Origin of the sequence: Enterobacter cloacae complex sp. OE43NF, from assembly GCF_023544405.1 — a bacterium.
Lineage (GTDB): Bacteria > Pseudomonadota > Gammaproteobacteria > Enterobacterales > Enterobacteriaceae > Enterobacter > Enterobacter cloacae.
The window spans coordinates 15,653-35,240 of record NZ_JAMJFW010000003.1 but is presented as its reverse complement, the minus strand read 5'-3'; the positions used below and the strand labels follow the sequence as shown (position 1 = coordinate 35,240).

Sequence of the window (19,588 nt, the reverse complement as noted above, 5' to 3'; positions counted from 1 at the left end):
GAATTGACGTCAGAATAACAGCAGGAATCGCCGGAAACATACGGTTTTTCCTGCCGTTACCCATAAGGGGTCATAAGCCTTTCCTATAGGAAAGGCGGGGGGTTAGGCTTTTAACTGCACCTGGCCGTCCTTCACGCGAACGTCGTAGTGCTTCACCGAGTAGCTTTCATCTTCCATGCACAGTCCGTCGCTTAAACGGAAACGCTGTTTTTTCAGCGGACTGGCGACCCACAGTTCACCCTGATGCTCGGCAATCAGCCCGCGGGAGAGGACGCTGGCCTCAAAAAACGGGTCGATATTGCTGATGGCAAAAACCTGTTCGTCGTGGCGAGGGCGGAAAATCGCGACCTGCTCGTTTCCCAGCAGCGCACAGACGCCGGTTGCCGGCAGAATGTCGTTAATGTTGCAGATGTTTACCCACTGGCTCATGCGTTTTCCTCCACCAGCGTCACCGGAATACGTTCATAAGGTGTCGCCGGACGATGCTGTTCGCGCTCTGCTACTACCTGCACGTTCGGGTCGCGCTGGGTGCTGTTGATGAAGTGTTTGAAGCGTGTCTGTGCCGCTGGCGTGTTGACGGTTTCCGTCCACTCGCAAATCACCGCCGCGCGCAGGCGCGCCATCTCCGCTTCCAGATGTTCGTTCAGGCCCAGTTTATTGTCGATGATGACCGACTTCAGGTAGTCGATGCCACCCTCCAGATTATCCAGCCAGGAAGCGGTACGGGTCAGTTTGTCGGCGGTACGGATGTAGAACATCATGAAGCGGTCGAGATACTGAATCAGCGTGTCGTGGTCAAGATCGGCCGCCAGCAGGTCAGCGTGGCGTGGTTTCATCCCGCCGTTACCGCAGACGTACAGGTTCCAGCCTTTCTCGGTGGCGATGATCCCCACGTCTTTCCCCTGCGCTTCGGCACATTCACGGGTACAGCCGGAGACGCCGAACTTCATTTTGTGCGGGGTACGAATGCCTTTGTAGCGGTTTTCCAGCTCGACGCCGAAGCCCACGCTGTCGCCCACGCCGTAGCGGCACCAGGTGCTGCCCACGCAGGTTTTTGCCATGCGCAGCGCTTTGGCATACGCGTGACCGGTTTCGAAGCCCGCCTCAATCAGCTGACGCCAGATCTCCGGCAGGTCATCTTTCTGTGCACCAAACAGGCCGATACGCTGGGAACCGGTGATTTTGGTGTAGAGGTTAAATTCACGCGCGATACGGCCCACGGCCACCAGCCCTTCCGGGGTGATTTCACCGCCCGCAGAGCGTGGGATAACGGAGTAAGTCCCGTCTTTCTGGATATTTGCCAGGAAGTTGTCGTTGGTGTCCTGCAGCGGCGTATGTTCTGGTTTGAGGATGTACTCATTCCAGCAAGAGGCCAGCAGGGAGCCGACGGTCGGTTTACACACTTCGCAGCCATAGCCCTGGCCGTGCTTGGCCAGCAGTTCGTCGAAGGATTTAATGCCTTCCACGCGGATCAGGTGATACAGCTCCTGGCGAGAGTACGCGAAGTGCTCGCACAGGTTGTTGTTCACTTCGATGCCCTGTTTCGCCAGTTCGGCGTTAAGCACCTGAGTGACCAGAGGGATACAGCCGCCGCAGCCGGTTCCGGCTTTGGTTTCCGCTTTCAGCGCCGCAACGGTGTGACAGCCTTTGTTGATGGCGGAGATCAACATGCCTTTGGTGACGTCGAAGCAGGAGCAGATCTGCGCGCTGTCCGGCAGTTTATCGACGCCGATAGACGGCTTGCCGCTGGAAGCGTGCGCCGGGAGGATCAGCGCGTCCGGATTCTCCGGCAGTTCGATGGCGTTCAGCACCAGTTGCAGCAGGTTGCCGTAGTCGCTGGTGTCGCCCACCAGCACCGCACCGAGCAGGGTTTTGTTGTCCTGGCTGACGATCAGGCGTTTATAGATCTCTTTGCTCTCGTCGAGATAAACGTAGCTGCGCGCGCCCGGCGTGCGGCCATGCGCATCGCCGATGCCGCCCACGTCCACGCCCAGCAGCTTCAGCTTGGCGCTCAAGTCCGCGCCTTCGAAGGCGTTTTCGTTTCCGAGGATATGGTCAACGGCGACCTGCGCCATTTTGTAGCCCGGCGCCACCAGACCGTACACGCGGTTATTCCAGCTGGCACATTCGCCGATAGCATAGATATCCGGGTCGGAGGTCTGGCAGGTATCGTTCACCATGATCCCGCCGCGCTGGGCAACCGCCAGACCGCACTGGGTGGCCAGCTTGTCGCGTGGACGAATACCGGTGGAGAAGACGATAAAGTCAACTTCGAGCTCGCTGCCGTCGGCAAAGCGCATGGTTTTACGCGCTTCGGTGCCTTCCTGCACAATCTCTTTGGTGTTTTTGCTGGTATGGACTTTCACGCCCATGCTTTCAATCTTACGGCGCAGCTGATCGCCACCCATGTGGTCCAGCTGTTCGGCCATCAGCATCGGGGCAAATTCGATGACGTGCGTTTCAACGCCGAGGTTTTTCAACGCTCCGGCTGCTTCCAGACCCAGCAGGCCGCCCCCGACCACCGCGCCGCGTTTACTGCGACGTGCGCAGGATTCGATGGCGTTGAGATCTTCAATGGTACGGTAAACGAAGCAATCCTGTGTTTCCGAACCTTTGATAGGCGGGATCCACGGATATGAGCCAGTCGCCATGATCAGCTTGTCGTAAAAAACCGTACGGCCAGCGCTGGAGTGGATCACTTTCTCCTGACGGTTGATGGTGATAGCGCGTTCGCCCACCAGCACTTTTACGCCATGCTTCTCATAGAAACCTTCACGCACCAGAGAGAGCTCTTCGGCGGTATGATGGGAGAAGTAGGAAGACAAGTGCACACGGTCGTACGCCTTGCGGGGTTCTTCACAGAACACGGTAATATCGAACTGCTCAGCGCCGGCTTTATCGAGAAGATCCTCAATAAAGCGGTGGCCGACCATGCCGTTACCGATGATAGCGAGTCTGACTTTGCTCATTTTTGCCTCGATTTCTTTTCTATTACTGCCTACCTTAACGATTCAGCAGGGGCACTTATTGATGCAAATCAAATACGCCTTCGCCTACTCCCTAGGTGGTAGATGTATGATTTGTCAGGATTTTTATAAGTTATGGAAATCGCTGGCTTTTCGTTGTCGTCGATTTTATGTACAAAAAGAGTGGCTATTTTTGTAAAAACAGGTACTCCTTAATTTCAGCCGCGTTTTTCAGAGGAAAGGTATGTCTACATCACCGCTTTGGCTTGTGCAGAATGTTCGTTTACCGGATCGCGAAGGGCTGTGGCAGATTGCCATTGAGAACGGTCGGTTTGGTGCTATCACGCCCATGGACGAGACCCACAGCGAAAGCTATGAGGTCTTGAATGCCCGCGGCGGACTTGCTATTCCACCGTTTATTGAGCCGCATATTCACCTGGATACCACGCAGACGGCGGGAGAGCCACACTGGAACCAGTCCGGCACGCTGTTTGAAGGGATTGAACGCTGGGCGGAGCGTAAGGCGCTGCTCAGCCATGAAGATGTCAAAGCGCGCGCATGGAAAACGCTGAAGTGGCAAATTGCCAACGGGATCCAGTTTGTCCGCACCCACGTGGATGTCTCCGACCCGACGCTTACCGCCCTGAAGGCGATGCTGGAGGTTAAACAGGAGGTCGCCCCGTGGGTGACGCTGCAAATCGTGGCATTCCCGCAGGAAGGCATTCTCTCTTACCCGAACGGCGCGGCGCTGCTGGAAGAGGCATTAACGCTGGGCGCGGATGTGGTGGGTGCCATCCCGCACTTCGAATTCACCCGGGAATACGGCGTGCAGTCCTTGCATATCGCCTTTGACCTGGCGAAGAAATACGACCGTCCGCTGGATATTCATTGTGATGAAATCGACGATGAGCAGTCCCGCTTTGTGGAGACGGTCGCCACGCTGGCCTATGAAGCTGGCATTGGCGCGCGGGTCACGGCCAGCCACACCACCGCCATGCACTCTTACAACGGCGCGTACACCTCGCGGCTGTTCCGCCTGCTGAAGATGTCGGGTATTAACTTCGTGGCGAATCCGCTGGTGAATATCCACCTGCAGGGGCGCTTTGACGACTATCCGAAGCGTAGGGGCATTACCCGCGTGAAGGAGCTACAGGCGGCGGGCATTAACGTCTGCTTTGGTCATGATGATGTGTTTGATCCATGGTATCCGCTCGGTACCGGCAATATGCTGCAGGTGCTGCATATGGGGCTGCACGTCTGTCAGATGATGGGCTACCCGCAAATTGACAGCGGCCTGAACCTGATCACCCATAACAGCGCCCGCACCTTTGGCCTGAGCGATTACGGTATTGAGACGGGTAACCCGGCGAACCTGGTGATTTTGCCTGCAGAGAGTGGGTTTGAGGCGGTACGCTGTCAGGTGCCGGTGCGCTGGTCCATTCGGCAGGGGCGGATTATTGCCACCACGCAGCTGGCGCAGACCTGGATCCAGATGGATAGCGGGGGAGAAGAGATAAGTTTTGCCAGAAACAGCCCCTCTGCGTAGCGCAGAGGGGCGCAGGGATTAGTGCGACGCCGCTGCAGTGTTATGCTGGCGGTGGCGGGTTACAAAGCCCAGGATGAAGCACATGATGAACACCACGGCGTACAGGCCGTTAGCGGTGTGCAGCGCCGCCAGCGGACCGCTGTGGGCGACGATCGGGCCCGTCACCACAAAGGTCAGCATGGTGCCGATGGTGCCGCAGGTCAGTACGAAGTTCACCAGCTTCGGCGAGGCCACTTTGGTCTGCAGGGAGCCCAGGGTGATGATCGACGTATAAATGGCGCTGGAGAAGAAGCCCAGGGTCAGAATGAACCACGGCATGTGGTCCGGGGAACCGTTGATGAACAGATACATCAGCACGGTAGCCAGGCCTGCCAGCACGGTCAGGATGCGCTGCAGATCGAAGAAGCGCAGGATGAAGCTAAACGCCCACATGCCAAACATGTAAGACATCCAGAAATCGCTCACCAGTTTACCCGCGTCGTTCAGGCTCATGCCCAGACCTTTGGCGTATTCCGGCACCCAGGAGATAAAGCCCAGTTGACCCAGGATGTAGCACAGTGCGGCAATGGAGAGGAACAGTACGCCGATACCCCATTTCTCTTTCGCCACAGGCTCTGCCGTGGTCTGTGCTTTTTTACCCAGAACCGGGAATTCGCAGCCGAAGGTCAGAATGAAGATGGCCACGTAAACCAGGCCGATACAAGCGTAGACCCAGTACCACTCAATGCTGCGCGCCAGCAGAACGGCCGCGACCATCGGGAAAATCATCCCGGCCATGCTGAAGAAGGAGTCGGTAAACAGCAGGCGCGCGCCGCGCTGACGGCCTTCATACATATGGGTAATCAGGAAGGTACCAATCGACATGGTGATCCCGCTGACCAGACCGAGCACGAACATGGCGGCGGAGAACAGGGCGATGCTGTGGCTCAGCATCAGACCCGCCACGGCGGCGACCATCAGCACAAAACCAAAACGCAGCTGCGTTTTCAGCGGAACAATTTCCATCAGCCAGGCATTCAGGAAAATGGAGATCAGGATCCCCGCGTTGAGGAAGGTGAAGGTGTTACTCATGCTGGAAACGGGCAGCTGGAAGTAGTCTGCGATATTTCCCATCACCATCCCGGTGACGATCACCAACGCGCCGGTCAGGGCGTAGGAGAAGAAGCTGATCCATGTGAGCTTGATACGATTGCTGTTAGTCATGTCTGGCCTGTTCAGGAAAAGAAAAGCGCCGGATAGGCGCTGAGAGCGGGCAGATTTTAGTCGCGAAAGTGATCCATTCATATCTTTTAAAGAAAATATGAGCTTCATTGCAGGTTTTTATGTGATCACGATCACATAAAATTGCGTCATAACCAATCGTTTGCGCGGTAACAACTGTTTCAATTTCGTAAAATTAGGTAAAAGGCTGGTCTCCGTTCATACTGCTCTTTAGAATCAAGCCATTCGCTTTTTATACTGCGCTTTGTTAAGGAATTCTCATGCTCAAATCAACACTGGCGGCTGTCGCAGCTGTGTTTGCTCTTTCTGCCGTTTCCCCGGCTGCGCTGGCAGCAAAAGGGGACCCTCATGTTCTGCTGACCACCTCCGCAGGGAATATTGAGCTGGAACTGAATAGCCAGAAAGCCCCGGTTTCTGTGAAAAACTTCCTCGACTACGTAAACAGCGGCTTTTACAACAACACCACCTTCCACCGCGTGATCCCAGGCTTTATGGTGCAGGGCGGCGGTTTCAACGAGCAGATGCAGCAGAAACAGCCGAATCCACCGATCAAAAACGAAGCGGACAACGGCCTGCTGAACACCCGTGGCACCATCGCCATGGCGCGTACGGCGGATAAAGACAGCGCTACCAGCCAGTTCTTTATCAACGTGGCGGATAACGCCTTCCTCGACCACGGCCAGCGTGACTTCGGCTATGCGGTGTTTGGTAAAGTGGTAAAAGGGATGGACGTGGCGGACAAGATTTCTCAGGTACAGACCCACGACGTTGGGCCATACCAGAATGTACCATCCAAACCGGTCGTGATCCTCTCTGCAAAAGTACTGCCGTAATCCTCTTTGACACGGGCGCGTCTCGCCCGTGTTGTTAGCCCTCCCTGCGAAAGCGCGTTTTGCTGCTTATACTTTGGCAAACGGACATATTCAGGGAGACGTTAAGTGAAAAAACTCACCGATAAGCAAAAATCCCGTCTCTGGGAGCAGCAGCGTAACGTCAATTTTCAGGCCAGTTGTCTCCTTGAAAAGGGTCATGGTCCTTCAGACCCCCAGATTGAGACGCTGGAACTTGGGCCTTCAGCGCCTGGGTTGCCCCATCTGTGCCTTATTCACCGCCATCTGTATCGTAGAGAGATGAAACGGGCAGGTGAATACCGTACGGACGATATTTTCAAAGGGGACATTCCTTTTTGCCATTTCGAATACATTGAGAAGATGGGCAATGAGTTGATGTCGGCACTGGAAAGCGACCGGTACCTGGTGGGTCTTCAGAAAGAGGAGTTTATCGAGCGGATAAGCCATTACTATTGTGAAATCAATATGCTGCATCCTTTTGCCAGCGGTAATGGCATTGCTCAGCGCGTTTTCTTTGAACAGCTGGCGATCCATGCGGGTTACCTGCTGGACTGGCGCGATATCGATCCTGAGCAGTGGGTCGCGGCTAACCAGAGCGGCGCAACGGGAGATTTGTCCGCCCTGAACGCTATCTTTGCCAAAGTAGTGAGCGAAGTGCGGGAATCTGAGTAGAATAGGGCGGCATTTTTTTCGGGAGCCGCCATGATTCTGCTGATTGATAACTACGATTCCTTCACCTGGAACCTTTACCAGTATTTTTGTGAACTGGGTGCAGAGGTGGTTGTCCGCCGTAACGACGACATCAGCCTGACCGAGATTGACGCACTGGCCCCAAAGAAAATCGTTATCTCGCCGGGGCCGTGTACCCCATCGGAATCGGGAATCTCTCTGGATGTGATCCGCCACTACGCTGGCAGGCTGCCGATTCTTGGCGTCTGCCTTGGCCATCAGGCCATCGGGCAGGTGTTTGGCGCCACCATCGTCCGCGCTGCCAGGGTGATGCACGGTAAAACCTCACCGGTTACCCACACCGGCACAGGCGTGTTTAGTGGGTTAAATAACCCGTTAACCGTCACGCGCTACCATTCTCTGGTGATTGACCCGCCGACGCTGCCCGACTGCTTTGAGGTGACCGCCTGGAGCGAGACGCAGGAGATCATGGGCATTCGCCATCGTGAATGGGATCTCGAAGGGGTGCAGTTCCACCCGGAGAGTATTCTCAGCGAACAGGGGCACCAGCTACTGGCTAATTTCCTCAATCGCTGAATATCTGTTGCCTTGTTGTGATTTTTTATGCATATTTTGTGATTATATTTTCACAATCAATGTGACATAAAATGGATGGTCATGACATGGCAACTGAACAATCTGCAATTACCCGCGCGACATTCGATGAAGTCATTCTGCCGATTTATGCACCGGCCGAGTTTATCCCGGTAAAGGGAAAAGGCAGCCGCGTCTGGGATCAGCAGGGGAAAGAGTACGTGGATTTCGCCGGGGGGATTGCGGTGACGGCGCTGGGGCATTGCCATCCTGCACTGGTCGAGGCACTGAAAACCCAGGGCGAAACCCTGTGGCACACCAGCAACGTCTTTACCAACGAACCGGCATTGCGCCTGGGGAGCAAGATCATTGACGCGACTTTCGCCGAGCGCGTGCTGTTTATGAACTCCGGGACCGAAGCCAACGAAACCGCCTTCAAGCTGGCGCGCTACTACGCTTCCACACGCCACAGCCCATACAAAACCAAAATCATCGCTTTCCATAACGCTTTCCACGGTCGTTCACTGTTTACCGTTTCCGTTGGCGGCCAGCCGAAGTATTCCGACGGCTTTGGTCCGAAACCCGCCGATATCATTCATGTGCCGTTTAACGATCTGCATGCGGTGAAAGCGGTGATGGATGACCATACCTGCGCGGTCGTGGTTGAGCCGATTCAGGGTGAAGGTGGCGTGACGGCGGCAACGCCGGAATTCCTCAAAGGGCTGCGCGCGCTGTGCGATCAGCATCAGGCGCTGCTGGTGTTTGATGAAGTCCAGAGTGGGATGGGGCGTACCGGCTCCCTGTTCGCCTATATGCACTACGGCGTGACGCCGGATATTCTGACCAGCGCCAAAGCGCTCGGCGGCGGCTTCCCGGTCAGCGCGGTGCTCACCACCCAGGAGATCGCTTCCGCGTTCCACGTTGGCTCTCACGGCTCCACCTACGGCGGAAACCCGCTGGCCTGCGCCATCGCCGGTGCGGCGTTTGATATCATCAATACGCCGGAGGTATTAAGCGGCGTTCAGGCGAAGCGCGAGCTGTTCGTGAAACATCTGCAGCAGATCGACGAAACGTACGACGTCTTCAGCGAGATCCGGGGCATGGGACTGCTGGTTGGCGCTGAGCTGAAGCCGCAGTACAAAGGCCGCGCACGCGATTTCCTGCACGCCGCTGCTCACGAAGGGGTGATGGTACTCAACGCCGGCCCGGACGTGATGCGCTTTGCGCCGTCGCTGGTGGTCGAAGAGAACGATATTGAAGATGGATTGACCCGCTTTGCCGCGGCGGTCGCGAAGATCGTTAAAGGCTAATACTCGGTTCGTTTTAACCGCCGCGTTAACCAGATGCCGTGATGCGGACGCTGACGCCATGCCACCGACGAAATGGTGTGCATGGTGTTCAGATGCCCCAGAATGCGTTGCAGATGCTGCTCCAGGGTGCTCATTGGCCCATGGGTGAGCGTTTCCGGCGCTTCCAGAATGTTCGAATCCCCCGATTCACCCGGCGCGTCATACTCCAGACGCTGCTGACACCGCTGCAGGGCAATCTCACACGACTGCAAATAGCGCTGCGCCAGGTCTGGCGTCAGCATGGTATGTTCACGCGCCAGCGTGGTCATCGCGTTGATATGTTCGACGATGAACTGGCTGTGCGTCACCCAGAGCTTCATATCCGCCAGATAGTGCGAGTTAAAGCCGGGCTCCTGCATCGCCTGATTCAGCGAGTTGAACAGGGCGTTATGCGCCTGGTTGACCTTCATCCGCTGATACGCCAGCGGGGAGGGCTGCGGATCGTCGCTCAGGATCAGGCGGATAGCCTGCTGGTCGGCCTCCAGCGCGTCGTGGGCGTTCTGCCTGAGCAGGCCGCTTTGCCATTGTGGCCACAGCCAGACCATACCACCAAAGGCAATCAGACAGCCAATCAGGGTATCGATAAGCCTGGCGACAATAAACTGTTCGCCATTGAGCGTAAGCAATTGCAGGGTGTATACCGCCGTGACCGTAAAGCCCACCATCGCCCAGCCGTAGTTTTTGCGGATGATCAGGTAGCTCACCAGGGTAATCAATAGCATGCCTGCCAGCGTATAGCCTTCCGGCACGTGGAAGTGCAGCGTTACGCCTGCGATAATCAACCCCGCCATGGTTCCGCCCGCCCGGTGCAGAATACGCACCCGCGTGGCGCCGTAGCCATTCTGGGTGACAAACAGTACCGTCATTAATATCCAGTAGGGTTTGGGCAGATGCAGCGCCATGCCCATCAGGCTGGCGATGCTCAGCATCACGCTAATCCGGGCGGCGTTGCGCAGGGCGGAAGATTTAAACGAGAGATAGCTTTTAAGCGCAGGCAGTAGCGGCAGGCGCTTTTGCTTATCCGCCATCAGATCGCGGGGATAGAGCGGGCGCTGGGTACGCAGCACGCGGGCAATACGGCTGAAGTGCCAGGCGGCAAACTGGCCTACCGGGTTATCCTCGTGCTGGCGGGCGATTTTCTCCAGTGCGCCGAGCTGCTTGTCCATGTTAAAGCGGGTGGGGTAACGGTGATAAAGAATGTCGTCGGCCAGTACCCGCAGGCGTGCGGACACGGTCTGCGCGTTCCAGCGGATCACCGCTTCGGCATGGCTGCGCTCCACCAGCTTTTGCACCTCCTTCGGGTGGTGCAGGCTCACGGAGATATGCTCCTGCAGATCCAGCCCTACCTGGAAGGTGCGCAGCAGCCGTTTATATTCGTGGTTCTTGTTGGCGGCCAGCATATGCAGTTGCTGGTAGCACTGGCTTATCAGATCCACCACCTTCTGCTGGCGCGTCAGCAGCGGCGGTAGCGATTTTTCCGGGTCGGTATGCTGGGTCAGCAGTGTGTATTTGGCTTCGCAGTACTCCGCAAGCTGGACATAGAGCAGGCTCAGGGATTCACGCAGCGGTTGTTCCCGCCACAGCCAGAACCAGAACCAGTTAAACAGGCCATACCATAGCGTACCGAGGGCGTAGATCAGCAGCGGCTCCCACACTGGCATGTTACCTGCGAGACTCAGGGTAAAGATGGCCGCGATGAGTGAGGCGGGCAGTAACCGCGCGTGCAGCGAACTGATTTCGGCGGTCACCCCCAGCGTCATCGCCAGCACGCTCAGGATTAGCGGCAGCGGAATATCGCGGGCCAGCAAAAGCTGCACGGCCAGGCTACACCCGGCAAACAGCGAACCGCCGATAATCAGACGTTTGAAAAAACGCTTATGCGGGGTGTCGAGACCGGCAATGTTGCAGCAGGCGGGAACCAGTGAAAACAGCAGCCCCTGCTGAAGATGCCCAAGGATCAGGCCCACGGCCACAGGAAGGCACAACACCAGCGTTTGTCGCAGTGCGTAGTTAACTTCCGGGTGATAAATCAGCCTGCGCCACATGGGGAGTAGAGACAAAAACGGCGTGACACCTTGCGATGGCACGCCGTTTTATCGGGATTAACGGGTTCCGTAAACCACGATGGTTTTACCGTGGGCGGAGATCAGGTTCTGATCTTCCAGCATTTTCAGGATACGGCCCACTGTTTCACGGGAGCAACCGACGATCTGACCAATTTCCTGGCGGGTAATTTTAATTTGCATGCCGTCAGGGTGGGTCATAGCGTCTGGCTGTTTCGCCAGGTTCAGCAGGGTCTGCGCGATACGGCCGGTCACGTCCAGGAAGGCGAGGTTACCCACTTTCTCTGATGTCACCTGCAGACGGCGAGCCATCTGCGAAGAAAGACGCATCAGGATGTCAGGGTTAACCTGAATCAACTGACGGAATTTCTTGTAGGAAATTTCAGCCACTTCACATGCTGTCTTTGCACGAACCCAGGCGCTACGTTCCTGGCCTTCTTCAAACAGGCCCAGTTCACCGATAAAATCGCCCTGGTTCAGATAAGAAAGGATCATCTCTTTCCCTTCTTCATCTTTGATCAGCACTGCCACCGAGCCTTTGACGATGTAATACAACGTTTCCGCTTTTTCACCCTGGTGAATCAGCGTGCTCTTCGATGGGTACTTATGAATGTGGCAATGAGACAAGAACCATTCGAGAGTCGGGTCTGTTTGCGGTTTGCCAAGCACCATGCGCTGTTATCCTCTGTTATAAGCTGTCACCAGAGTCATAAGATGCATCCGGACTCTGGGGTTGCAATCGAATTCTTACCCATACCTGGGAAGTCGGCTGTCGTAACGTTTCGCAGCCAGTAAAGTTTGATGTCCTCTGCATACATGTGTAACGTCAATGTATTACTGTAGCATCCAGAGTGTTTTAGCATAGCTTTCGCCGCGTGTCTCCTGGTGTCTCGCTTCAGCATGACGCAGGTCGCCTTCCATTGCGAGAAATGTAACGCACGCGTAATCTGTCACCAAAAATGCAACGTTGGAGCTAATGAATATGCAAGCGCGCGTGAAATGGGTAGAAGGTTTAACGTTCCTGGGCGAGTCCTCGTCGGGACACCAGATTTTGATGGACGGTAACTCCGGCGATAAAGCACCCAGCCCAATGGAGATGGTGCTGATGGCGGCAGGGGGATGCAGCGCGATTGACGTGGTGTCGATTCTGCAAAAGGGGCGTCATGATGTGACCGACTGTGAAGTCAAGCTCACGTCAGAACGTCGCGAAGAGGCGCCACGCCTGTTCACGCACATTAACCTGCATTTTGTTGTCACCGGGAAAGCGCTGAAAGATGCTGCCGTCTCACGCGCGGTGGATCTGTCTGCGGAGAAATACTGCTCTGTGGCATTAATGCTGGAGAAAGCGGTAAAAATTACCCATTCGTATGAAGTGATCGAGGCGTGATTAATGGGGCATCGTGCGTGTTGATGCCCTCACTCTAACCCTCTCCCACCGGGAGAGGGGATATGATTATGCGATCTGCTTCCCTTCCATCAACCGCTGCACCAGCGGCGTCATGATCAGCTCCATCGCCAGCCCCATTTTTCCGCCGGGCACCACTAACGTATTCATGTGAGAAATAAACGAGCCCTGCAGCATCGCCAGCAGCCAGGGGTAATCGATGCCGTCGAGATTGCGGAAATGGATCACCACAAAGCTCTCATCCAGCGACGGGATACTTTTGGCCGCGAACGGGTTGGAGGTGTCCACCGTCGGCACACGCTGGAAGTTGATGTGGGTGCGGGAAAACTGTGGTGTCAGATAATTGATGTAATCTTCCATTGAGCGCACAACCGAATCCATCACCGCCTCGCGTGAATGGCCGCGCTCGCTGATGTCTCGCGTCAGCTTCTGGATCCACTCCAGGTTCACGATTGGCACCACGCCGACCAGCAGATCCACATGTCGCGCCACGTCGTGATGCGGCGTCACCACGCCGCCGTGCAATCCTTCGTAAAACAGCACGTCGGTAGGTTCCGGCAGCGGCTGCCAGGGGGTAAAGGTGCCCGGGACCTGATTCCAGGGAACGGCTTCGTCGTAGGTGTGCAGATATTTGCGGGACTGGCCTTTGCCGCTTCGGCCGTACTCCTGAAACGTTTGCTCCAGCAGGCCGAAGTCATTGGCCTCCGGGCCGAAGTAGCTGATGTGTTTGCCCAAATCACGCGCTTTGCGGATGGCCATATCCATCTCCGGGCGCGTATAGCGGTGAAAGCTGTCGCCTTCGACCTCCGCCGCGCGGAGATTCAACTGGGCGAAAATCTTGCGAAACGCGAGGCTGGTGGTGGTGGTTCCCGCACCACTCGACCCCGTAACGGCAATAACCGGATGTCTGGCAGACATAGCAACTCCCTGACTGGAAAGGTTGAAAGATCAGCCGTGAAACGTGTTGCGGGGCATGATATTGACCGTCTCATGCAGTTCAGACCACACCAGCACCACGTCGCCGCTCTTAAGCTGGCGTTTAACATCGTTGACCTTTTGCTCAAGCGAACGTTCATGTTCACCATAATCGGTGCCTTCACGCAAGACAAAGCTTTCGATCAGATTATCGAGCGTTTCGGGCGCCAGATCCTGCCAGGGGATAATCATGTTGCACCGTCCAGGTAAGGGGTTAACCAGTCAGGAATGCGCGTCTCCAGCCACATTTTCGGGCGACGCAGCGTTCCGCCGACAAACCCCACGTGGCCGCCGTGCTCGGTCAGCTGATAGTGAACGTTGTCGGGCAGAAATTCCTGTGCAGGGATGGAGTGATGATCCATAAACGGGTCATCTTTCGCGTGAATGATCAGCGTCGGCTGAGTGATCTTGCTGAGCAGCGGCATGGCGCTGCACTGACGATAGTAGTCAATGGCATCGGCGAACCCATGAATTTTGGCGGTGATCAGGTCGTCGAACTCACGAATGCGGCGGACCTTTTTCAACTGACGCAGGCTTACTGGCAGGGTATCCGGATAGGCCTTCAGCTTGCGCGCCGCATTGGCTTTTAGCAGGTTGAGCAGATAGCGCTGATAGACCCGGGAAAAGCCTTTCTCCATGTGGTAGCTGCACTGTTCCAGCATGAAGGGGGCAGAGACAATCACCGCGGCATTCAGCGGTACCGCGTCTCCCTCTTTGGCCAGCAGACAGGCCAGCATATTTCCGCCGAGCGAATAGCCCACCGCCGCCGTCGGCACGGTGCCGAAATTATCCCGCAGCCAATGCAAAAACCAGGTGCCATCTTCGGTTTCGCCGGAGTGATAGATGCGTTTCTGGCGATTCGGCTCGCCGCTGCATCCCCGAAAATGCATTACCACGCCCAGCCAGCCGCGCGCTTTTGCCGCCTGGATTAACCCATGGGCATACGGGCTATGCAGGCTGCCTTCCAGACCATGAAACACCACCAGGCGGGGTTTATGGCGCGCCTGTTCGGGATCTTCGCTCCAGGCGAGATCCAGAAAATCACCGTCCGGCAAATCCAGCCGCTGCCAGTGCGGAGTGAACTGCACCTTGCGGCGGATCAGGCGCGGCAGCATGGTCTGCAGGTGGCAGTTGGCCACGCCGCGCATGGGCACGAAATCAGTGCTGTCTTCGGCGGTGAGGTCGAAGTCTGAGGGAATGATTTGGGTCATAAGGGCGATGCTGATTCTTGTCAGAAATTTACTATACCTTCCGAATTGTACCCCGTTTAGCCTGGTTTTCCGAAGCATGAACTGATCCCGGTCACAAATATTTACCTTGATTATTACTCTCAGGCTAATGATTCCACTCTACGCTTAATTGATGCCTTTTCCGCCAGGGTGCAGACTTTACTCAGCGTTAAGCAAATCAAAATGATGTGCTGAATCAGGAGGTTAATAATGTCATCTGGGCAAATACCCACCCGGCAATGGAACACCCGACGCAGCGAAAAAGCGCGTCGTCTGGCCTCCGTACCGGTGCAGGGCAAGGTTCTGCCAACCGGCGACCTTGTCGCCATGCTGGAAAAGCTGATCGCGCCAGGCGATAAGGTCGTTCTGGAAGGCAACAACCAGAAGCAGGCGGATTTTCTTTCCCGCTCGCTGGCCGAAGTAAACCCGCAAATTGTGCATGACCTGCACATGATCATGCCAAGCGTTGGCCGCAGTGAACATCTGGATATCTTTGAGAAGGGCATTGCCCGTAAGCTGGACTTCTCCTTCTCCGGCACACAGAGTCTGCGCATCTCCCAGCTGCTGGAGGATGGTCAACTCGAAATCGGTGCTATTCATACCTATATCGAACTGTATTCACGTCTCTACGTCGACCTTTCACCAAACGTGGCGCTGATCGCCGGGTTTAAAGCAGACCGCAAAGGCAATCTCTACACCGGGGCAAGTACCGAAGATACCCCAGCGCTGGTGGAGGCCGCCGCGTTCCACGATGGCATCGTCATCGCACAGGTTAACGAGCTGGTGGACGACGAATGCGACCTGCCGCGCGTTGATATCCCAGGCTCCTGGATTGACTACGTAGTGGTGGCCGACAAGCCATTCTTTATCGAACCGCTGTTTACCCGCGACCCGCGCCTGATCAAACAGGAACATATCCTGATGGCGATGATGGCCATCAAAGGCATCTACGCTGAACACCAGGTGCAGTCTCTGAACCACGGGATCGGTTTTAACACCGCGGCAATTGAGCTGCTGCTGCCCACCTACGGTGAACAGCTCGGCCTGAAGGGCAAAATCTGTAAACACTGGACGCTGAACCCGCATCCGACGCTGATCCCGGCAATTGAAAGCGGCTGGGTGGAGAGCGTGCACTGCTTCGGCGGCGAACTGGGGATGGAAGAGTACATCCGCGCCCGTCCGGACGTGTTCTTCACCGGTGCTGACGGCTCCATGCGCTCCAACCGCGCCTTCTGCCAGCTGGCGGGCCAGTACGCGGTGGATATGTTTATCGGCTCAACCCTGCAGGTGGATGGTTACGCCAACTCCTCAACGGTGACCCGCGGTCGTCTCTCCGGCTTCGGCGGCGCGCCGAACATGGGCCATGATCCACACGGCCGTCGCCACGCCACTCCGGCCTGGCTGAACATGATCACCGAACCCGACCCGATGCAACGCGGTAAAAAACTGGTCGTGCAGATGGTGGAAACCTTCCAGGCGGGCGTGAAGCCCACCTTCGTGGAAAAACTGGACGCCGTTGACGTGGCGAAAGCCTCCGGCATGCCGCTGGCACCGGTGATGATTTACGGCGATGACGTCACCCACGTGCTGACGGAAGAGGGGATTGCCTACCTCTACCGGGCAAAAGATCTGGAAGAGCGTCGCGCCATGGTCGCCGCCGTGGCCGGTATCACCGATATCGGTCTGGGCGTGGATGCCAGACGCGTGGCGGAACTGCGCCAGAGCGGCAAGGTCGTGTACCCGGAAGACATGGGGATTCGCCGTACTGATGCCACCCGCTCTCTGCTGGCGGCGGGCAGCGTGGCTGACCTCGTTGAGTGGTCCGGCGGTCTCTACAACCCACCTGCGAAATTCCGGAGCTGGTAATGACACTACTGCCCCAGATTCAGGTTGAAGGCGGTGCCGAATGGCTGGCGCGAACCGCCACTCAGTGTCTGATTGACGAAGCACGCTTAAGCCCGAAACCCGGTCTGGTGGACAGTCGGGGGAACGGCGCGCACCACGATTTATCGCTTGCGCTGATGGAGCGCTCCGCGCACAGCCTGACCTCCACGTTTCAGGCGCTGGCGCAGCAGAGCTGGCAGCGTCCGGCGGATATTGCCCTACGGCAAACCGTTGGCCGCCTTGGCCGTGAAGGCGAACGGCAGATGATGATCGCCACCGACGGCGTGAATACGCACCGTGGCGCAATCTGGGCGCTGGGGCTGCTGGTGAGCGCGGTGGCGATGCTGGGCGGCGATGCCCGCGCGCAAACCGTCGCTAACACCGCCGCACAGCTGGCGAAACTCCCGGACGACGCGGCACCGAAGGTGTTCAGTAAGGGGTTACGCGCCACGCACCGCTACCGCGTACCGGGCGCGCGGGAAGAGGCTCAGCAGGCGTTTCCGCACATCATGCAGCGCGCGCTGCCGCAGCTTCGCCTGAGCCGCCTCAACGGCAGCAGCGAAACAAACGCCAGACTCGACGCGCTGATGGCAATCATGACCTCGCTCACCGATACCTGCGTGCTGTCGCGCGCCGGAATGGAGGGGCTGGACGCCATGCAGAACGGCGCCCGGGCGGTACTGAACGCCGGAGGATGCGCAACGCTCGCGGGGCAGCAGGCGCTGGCGCGGTTAGATCGCCAGATGCTGACGCTCAATGCCTCACCGGGCGGTGCCGCCGACCTGCTTGCCGCCACGCTGTTTCTTGACCGTGTCGAAACGCCCTATTCAAAGCATTAAGAGGATGTTATGGAAAAAATCACATTGACCATGCCAGCCAGCCGCACGTTACGCGGCCGGGCGCTGGCAGGGGTAGTTGGATCCGGGGATATGGAGGTGCTGTTTACCGCCGAACCGGGCCAGACCTTAACCATTGATATCACCACCTCCGTCGACAACAGCCGCGGACGCTGGGAGGCATTATTCAGCCGCCTGGAGACCGTCAGCAGTCTGCCCGCAGGCAAACTGACCATCCACGACTTTGGCGCGACGCCGGGCGTGGCGCGCATTCGTATCGAACAGGTTTTTGAAGGGGTGAGCCATGCGTGATGACAGCAGCTTTATCGAATTAAAAGCGCGCCAGCGTGCGCAGGCGCTGCTCGACGAGGGCACCTACCGCGAACTGCTGGATCCGTTTGCAGGCATTATCTCTCCGTGGTTGGGGCCACAGGGCATTGTGCCTCAGGCCGATGATGGCATGGTGGTCGCGAAAGGGACTATCAACGGCCAGCCTGCGGTCGTCGTGGCGATTGAAGGCGCGTTCCAGGGCGGCAGCATGGGCGAGGTCTCCGGCGCGAAAATGGCAGCAGCGCTGGAGCTGGCGGCGGAAGATAACCGCAACGGCATTCCGACTCAGGCGGTGCTGTGCCTCGAAACCGGCGGCGTACGCCTGCAGGAAGCCAACCTCGGCCTGGCGGCGATTGCCGATATCCACGCGGCGATTGTTGACCTGCGTCGCTACACGCCCGTTATCGGGATTGTGGCCGGAACCGTGGGCTGCTTCGGCGGCATGTCCATCGCGGCGGCGCTTTGCAGCTACCTGATTGTGACCCGCGAAGCGCGTCTGGGGTTAAACGGTCCGCAGGTTATTGAGCAGGAAGCGGGCATTGAAGAGTACGACTCCCGCGACCGTCCGTTTATCTGGAGCATGACCGGCGGTGAGGTGCGCTATCAGAGCGGGCTGGTGGACGCGCTGGTCGGCGACGGCGTGAATGCGGTGAAAGCCGCGATGAACGAGGCCATCGCCAAAGGCATCCCGGCGAAACATCGTACCGATAACTACGACGATTACCTGAACCGCCTGATGAATTTCGACACCCGCAAGCAGGCCGATGCCGAACAGATTAACGCGCTTTTTGCCCGGGAGGTGAAATGATGAGTAACGCAATGAGCCGTGGCGAACTCTGGCTGGACATTCTCGCCCCGAATGCAAAACGTGTGGAAGGGTTATGCCCGTCCGTGCAGGCGGCAGACGGCGAGCTGAACGGTGAAACGGTGCGTTTTATCGCCGTAGTGCCGGATGCCAACAACCACTTCCCGCGCGCGGCGAAAGGGGAAGTCGGTCTGCTGGAAGGCTGGACGCTGGCGAAAGTGGTCAGCGAAACCGTCGCGGCAGATGCTGATAAAGCCGTTAAACGCCCGATTGTGGCGGTGATCGACGTCCCAAGCCAGGCTTATGGCCGTCGCGAAGAGGCGTTTGGTATCCACCAGGCGCTGGCAGGCGCTGCGGCCGCCTACGCCAACGCGCGCCTGGCGGGTCATCCGGTAATTGGCCTGATTGTGGGTAAAGCCATGTCCGGCGCGTTTCTGGCGCATGGCTACCAGGCCAACCGCCTGATTGCTTTTAACGATAAAGGCGTGCTCATCCATGCCATGGGGAAAGCGTCTGCCGCGCGGATCACCCTGCGCAGCGTGGAGGCGCTGGAAAAACTGGCCGCCACTATTCCACCTATGGCGTATGACATCAGCAACTACGCCACGCTGGGGCTGCTCTCAAGCCTGCTGGATATCAGCAACCCGGATGCCCCATCCGATAGCGACCTGACGCTGGTGAAAACCACCCTGCAACAGGCCATCAGTGACGCTCGTCAGGATCCGACGCTGAAAAGCCGTCTGGGTGCTGACAATCGCCGCAGTTCGGCGCTCGTACGCGAACGTATGCGCGCCAGCTGGTAAGTAAAAAGAGACCTGCCAGATGCACAACCTCACGGGCGTATCCGTTACGCCCGTGCGGGAAG

At 57.2% G+C, this 19,588-nt stretch carries 19 protein-coding genes; 11 read left to right on the top strand and 8 right to left on the bottom strand.

Annotated features, from left to right (window positions below; all coding sequences use genetic code 11):
* Positions 1-102: 102 nt before the first annotated feature.
* Both nirD and nirB read right to left on the bottom strand, forming a co-directional pair.
* Positions 103-429: a nitrite reductase small subunit NirD gene (gene nirD / locus M8370_RS02550; RefSeq protein WP_013099065.1), complete on the bottom strand. Its 327-nt coding sequence runs from the start codon at positions 427-429 to the stop codon at positions 103-105.
* The gene (gene nirB, locus M8370_RS02545; RefSeq protein ID WP_250020452.1) at positions 426-2,969 is read right to left on the bottom strand and encodes a nitrite reductase large subunit NirB; all 2,544 of its coding nucleotides are present in this window, start codon (positions 2,967-2,969) and stop codon (positions 426-428) included. The genes nirD and nirB overlap by 4 nt, the downstream gene beginning before the upstream one ends.
* Positions 2,970-3,210: 241 nt before the next feature.
* On the opposite strand from nirB, the gene M8370_RS02540 reads away from it, so the two are divergent.
* A complete protein-coding gene (locus tag M8370_RS02540) occupies positions 3,211-4,512 on the top strand; it encodes a cytosine deaminase (protein WP_023619836.1) in 1,302 nt (433 codons plus the stop codon).
* A gap of 18 nt (positions 4,513-4,530) precedes the next feature.
* Here M8370_RS02540 and tsgA read toward each other — a convergent pair whose 3' ends face one another.
* On the bottom strand, positions 4,531-5,715 hold the full coding sequence (tsgA, locus tag M8370_RS02535; protein ID WP_250020451.1) for an MFS transporter TsgA: 1,185 nt from the start codon (positions 5,713-5,715) through the stop codon (positions 4,531-4,533).
* Between the two features lie 278 nt (positions 5,716-5,993).
* Here tsgA and ppiA point away from each other — a divergent pair, with 278 nt between their 5' ends.
* The 4 genes from ppiA (at position 5,994) to argD (ending at position 9,157) form a co-directional block, all read left to right on the top strand.
* Entirely contained in the window at positions 5,994-6,566 is a 573-nt protein-coding gene (ppiA, locus tag M8370_RS02530) for a peptidylprolyl isomerase A (protein WP_013099061.1), read from the top strand.
* Positions 6,567-6,671: 105 nt separating this feature from the next.
* Positions 6,672-7,256, top strand: a complete 585-nt coding sequence (locus M8370_RS02525) for a putative adenosine monophosphate-protein transferase Fic (protein ID WP_248725683.1) — start codon at positions 6,672-6,674, stop codon at positions 7,254-7,256.
* Between the two features lie 30 nt (positions 7,257-7,286).
* Positions 7,287-7,850, top strand: a complete 564-nt coding sequence (gene pabA, locus M8370_RS02520; protein ID WP_013099059.1) for an aminodeoxychorismate synthase component 2 — start codon at positions 7,287-7,289, stop codon at positions 7,848-7,850.
* A gap of 86 nt (positions 7,851-7,936) precedes the next feature.
* On the top strand, positions 7,937-9,157 hold the full coding sequence (argD, locus tag M8370_RS02515) for a bifunctional acetylornithine/succinyldiaminopimelate transaminase (RefSeq protein ID WP_250020450.1): 1,221 nt from the start codon (positions 7,937-7,939) through the stop codon (positions 9,155-9,157).
* Here argD and M8370_RS02510 read toward each other — a convergent pair.
* Both M8370_RS02510 and crp read right to left on the bottom strand, forming a co-directional pair.
* The gene (locus tag M8370_RS02510) at positions 9,154-11,241 is read right to left on the bottom strand and encodes a YccS/YhfK family putative transporter (RefSeq protein WP_013099057.1); all 2,088 of its coding nucleotides are present in this window, start codon (positions 11,239-11,241) and stop codon (positions 9,154-9,156) included. The two genes, argD and M8370_RS02510, sit on opposite strands and share 4 nt — an antisense overlap.
* A 57-nt stretch (positions 11,242-11,298) precedes the next feature.
* A complete protein-coding gene (crp, locus tag M8370_RS02505) occupies positions 11,299-11,931 on the bottom strand; it encodes a cAMP-activated global transcriptional regulator CRP (RefSeq protein WP_000242758.1) in 633 nt (210 codons plus the stop codon).
* Positions 11,932-12,241: 310 nt separating this feature from the next.
* On the opposite strand from crp, the gene M8370_RS02500 reads away from it, so the two are divergent.
* On the top strand, positions 12,242-12,646 hold the full coding sequence (locus M8370_RS02500; protein WP_028027906.1) for an OsmC family protein: 405 nt from the start codon (positions 12,242-12,244) through the stop codon (positions 12,644-12,646).
* A 66-nt stretch (positions 12,647-12,712) separates the two neighbouring features.
* Here the strand turns inward: M8370_RS02500 and M8370_RS02495 are convergent, their stop codons facing one another.
* From M8370_RS02495 to M8370_RS02485, 3 genes are read right to left on the bottom strand one after another with little or no spacing between them, the layout of a single operon-like run.
* Entirely contained in the window at positions 12,713-13,582 is an 870-nt protein-coding gene (locus tag M8370_RS02495) for a phosphoribulokinase (RefSeq protein ID WP_114519295.1), read from the bottom strand.
* Between the two features lie 30 nt (positions 13,583-13,612).
* Positions 13,613-13,831, bottom strand: coding sequence for a YheU family protein (locus tag M8370_RS02490; protein ID WP_250020449.1), 219 nt, complete (start codon positions 13,829-13,831; stop codon positions 13,613-13,615).
* Positions 13,828-14,850: a hydrolase gene (locus M8370_RS02485; protein WP_013099052.1), complete on the bottom strand. Its 1,023-nt coding sequence runs from the start codon at positions 14,848-14,850 to the stop codon at positions 13,828-13,830. The genes M8370_RS02490 and M8370_RS02485 overlap by 4 nt, the downstream gene beginning before the upstream one ends.
* A 228-nt stretch (positions 14,851-15,078) precedes the next feature.
* Here M8370_RS02485 and mdcA point away from each other — a divergent pair, with 228 nt between their 5' ends.
* From mdcA to mdcE, 5 genes are read left to right on the top strand one after another with little or no spacing between them, the layout of a single operon-like run.
* The gene (mdcA, locus tag M8370_RS02480) at positions 15,079-16,734 is read left to right on the top strand and encodes a malonate decarboxylase subunit alpha (RefSeq protein ID WP_250020448.1); all 1,656 of its coding nucleotides are present in this window, start codon (positions 15,079-15,081) and stop codon (positions 16,732-16,734) included.
* Positions 16,734-17,591, top strand: coding sequence for a triphosphoribosyl-dephospho-CoA synthase (locus M8370_RS02475; RefSeq protein ID WP_013099049.1), 858 nt, complete (start codon positions 16,734-16,736; stop codon positions 17,589-17,591). Before mdcA ends, M8370_RS02475 begins: the two co-directional genes overlap by 1 nt.
* 9 nt (positions 17,592-17,600) lie before the next feature.
* Positions 17,601-17,900 carry a malonate decarboxylase acyl carrier protein gene (gene mdcC, locus M8370_RS02470; RefSeq protein ID WP_058684281.1) on the top strand — a complete coding sequence of 100 codons (300 nt, stop codon included), beginning with the start codon at positions 17,601-17,603 and terminating at the stop codon, positions 17,898-17,900.
* The gene (locus M8370_RS02465; protein ID WP_250020447.1) at positions 17,893-18,726 is read left to right on the top strand and encodes a biotin-independent malonate decarboxylase subunit beta; all 834 of its coding nucleotides are present in this window, start codon (positions 17,893-17,895) and stop codon (positions 18,724-18,726) included. Before mdcC ends, M8370_RS02465 begins: the two co-directional genes overlap by 8 nt.
* Positions 18,726-19,526: a biotin-independent malonate decarboxylase subunit gamma gene (gene mdcE / locus M8370_RS02460; protein WP_250020469.1), complete on the top strand. Its 801-nt coding sequence runs from the start codon at positions 18,726-18,728 to the stop codon at positions 19,524-19,526. Before M8370_RS02465 ends, mdcE begins: the two co-directional genes overlap by 1 nt.
* Positions 19,527-19,588: the final 62 nt, after the last annotated feature.

Excerpts from the sequence above, each read along its gene's own strand:
- M8370_RS02540 (WP_023619836.1), top strand. The coding sequence starts at position 3,211 with ATGTCTACATCACCGCTTTGGCTTGTGCAGAATGTTCGTTTACCGGAT.
- mdcE (WP_250020469.1), top strand. The coding sequence starts at position 18,726 with ATGAGTAACGCAATGAGCCGTGGCGAACTCTGGCTGGACATTCTCGCC.
- argD (WP_250020450.1), top strand. The coding sequence starts at position 7,937 with ATGGCAACTGAACAATCTGCAATTACCCGCGCGACATTCGATGAAGTC.
- nirD (WP_013099065.1), bottom strand. The coding sequence starts at position 429 with ATGAGCCAGTGGGTAAACATCTGCAACATTAACGACATTCTGCCGGCA.
- crp (WP_000242758.1), bottom strand. The coding sequence starts at position 11,931 with ATGGTGCTTGGCAAACCGCAAACAGACCCGACTCTCGAATGGTTCTTG.
- M8370_RS02490 (WP_250020449.1), bottom strand. The coding sequence starts at position 13,831 with ATGATTATCCCCTGGCAGGATCTGGCGCCCGAAACGCTCGATAATCTG.
- M8370_RS02510 (WP_013099057.1), bottom strand. The coding sequence starts at position 11,241 with ATGTGGCGCAGGCTGATTTATCACCCGGAAGTTAACTACGCACTGCGA.
- M8370_RS02485 (WP_013099052.1), bottom strand. The coding sequence starts at position 14,850 with ATGACCCAAATCATTCCCTCAGACTTCGACCTCACCGCCGAAGACAGC.
- mdcC (WP_058684281.1), top strand. The coding sequence starts at position 17,601 with ATGGAAAAAATCACATTGACCATGCCAGCCAGCCGCACGTTACGCGGC.
- M8370_RS02475 (WP_013099049.1), top strand. The coding sequence starts at position 16,734 with ATGACACTACTGCCCCAGATTCAGGTTGAAGGCGGTGCCGAATGGCTG.
- pabA (WP_013099059.1), top strand. The coding sequence starts at position 7,287 with ATGATTCTGCTGATTGATAACTACGATTCCTTCACCTGGAACCTTTAC.
- nirB (WP_250020452.1), bottom strand. The coding sequence starts at position 2,969 with ATGAGCAAAGTCAGACTCGCTATCATCGGTAACGGCATGGTCGGCCAC.
- M8370_RS02500 (WP_028027906.1), top strand. The coding sequence starts at position 12,242 with ATGCAAGCGCGCGTGAAATGGGTAGAAGGTTTAACGTTCCTGGGCGAG.
- tsgA (WP_250020451.1), bottom strand. The coding sequence starts at position 5,715 with ATGACTAACAGCAATCGTATCAAGCTCACATGGATCAGCTTCTTCTCC.
- mdcA (WP_250020448.1), top strand. The coding sequence starts at position 15,079 with ATGTCATCTGGGCAAATACCCACCCGGCAATGGAACACCCGACGCAGC.
- ppiA (WP_013099061.1), top strand. The coding sequence starts at position 5,994 with ATGCTCAAATCAACACTGGCGGCTGTCGCAGCTGTGTTTGCTCTTTCT.
- M8370_RS02495 (WP_114519295.1), bottom strand. The coding sequence starts at position 13,582 with ATGTCTGCCAGACATCCGGTTATTGCCGTTACGGGGTCGAGTGGTGCG.
- M8370_RS02465 (WP_250020447.1), top strand. The coding sequence starts at position 17,893 with ATGCGTGATGACAGCAGCTTTATCGAATTAAAAGCGCGCCAGCGTGCG.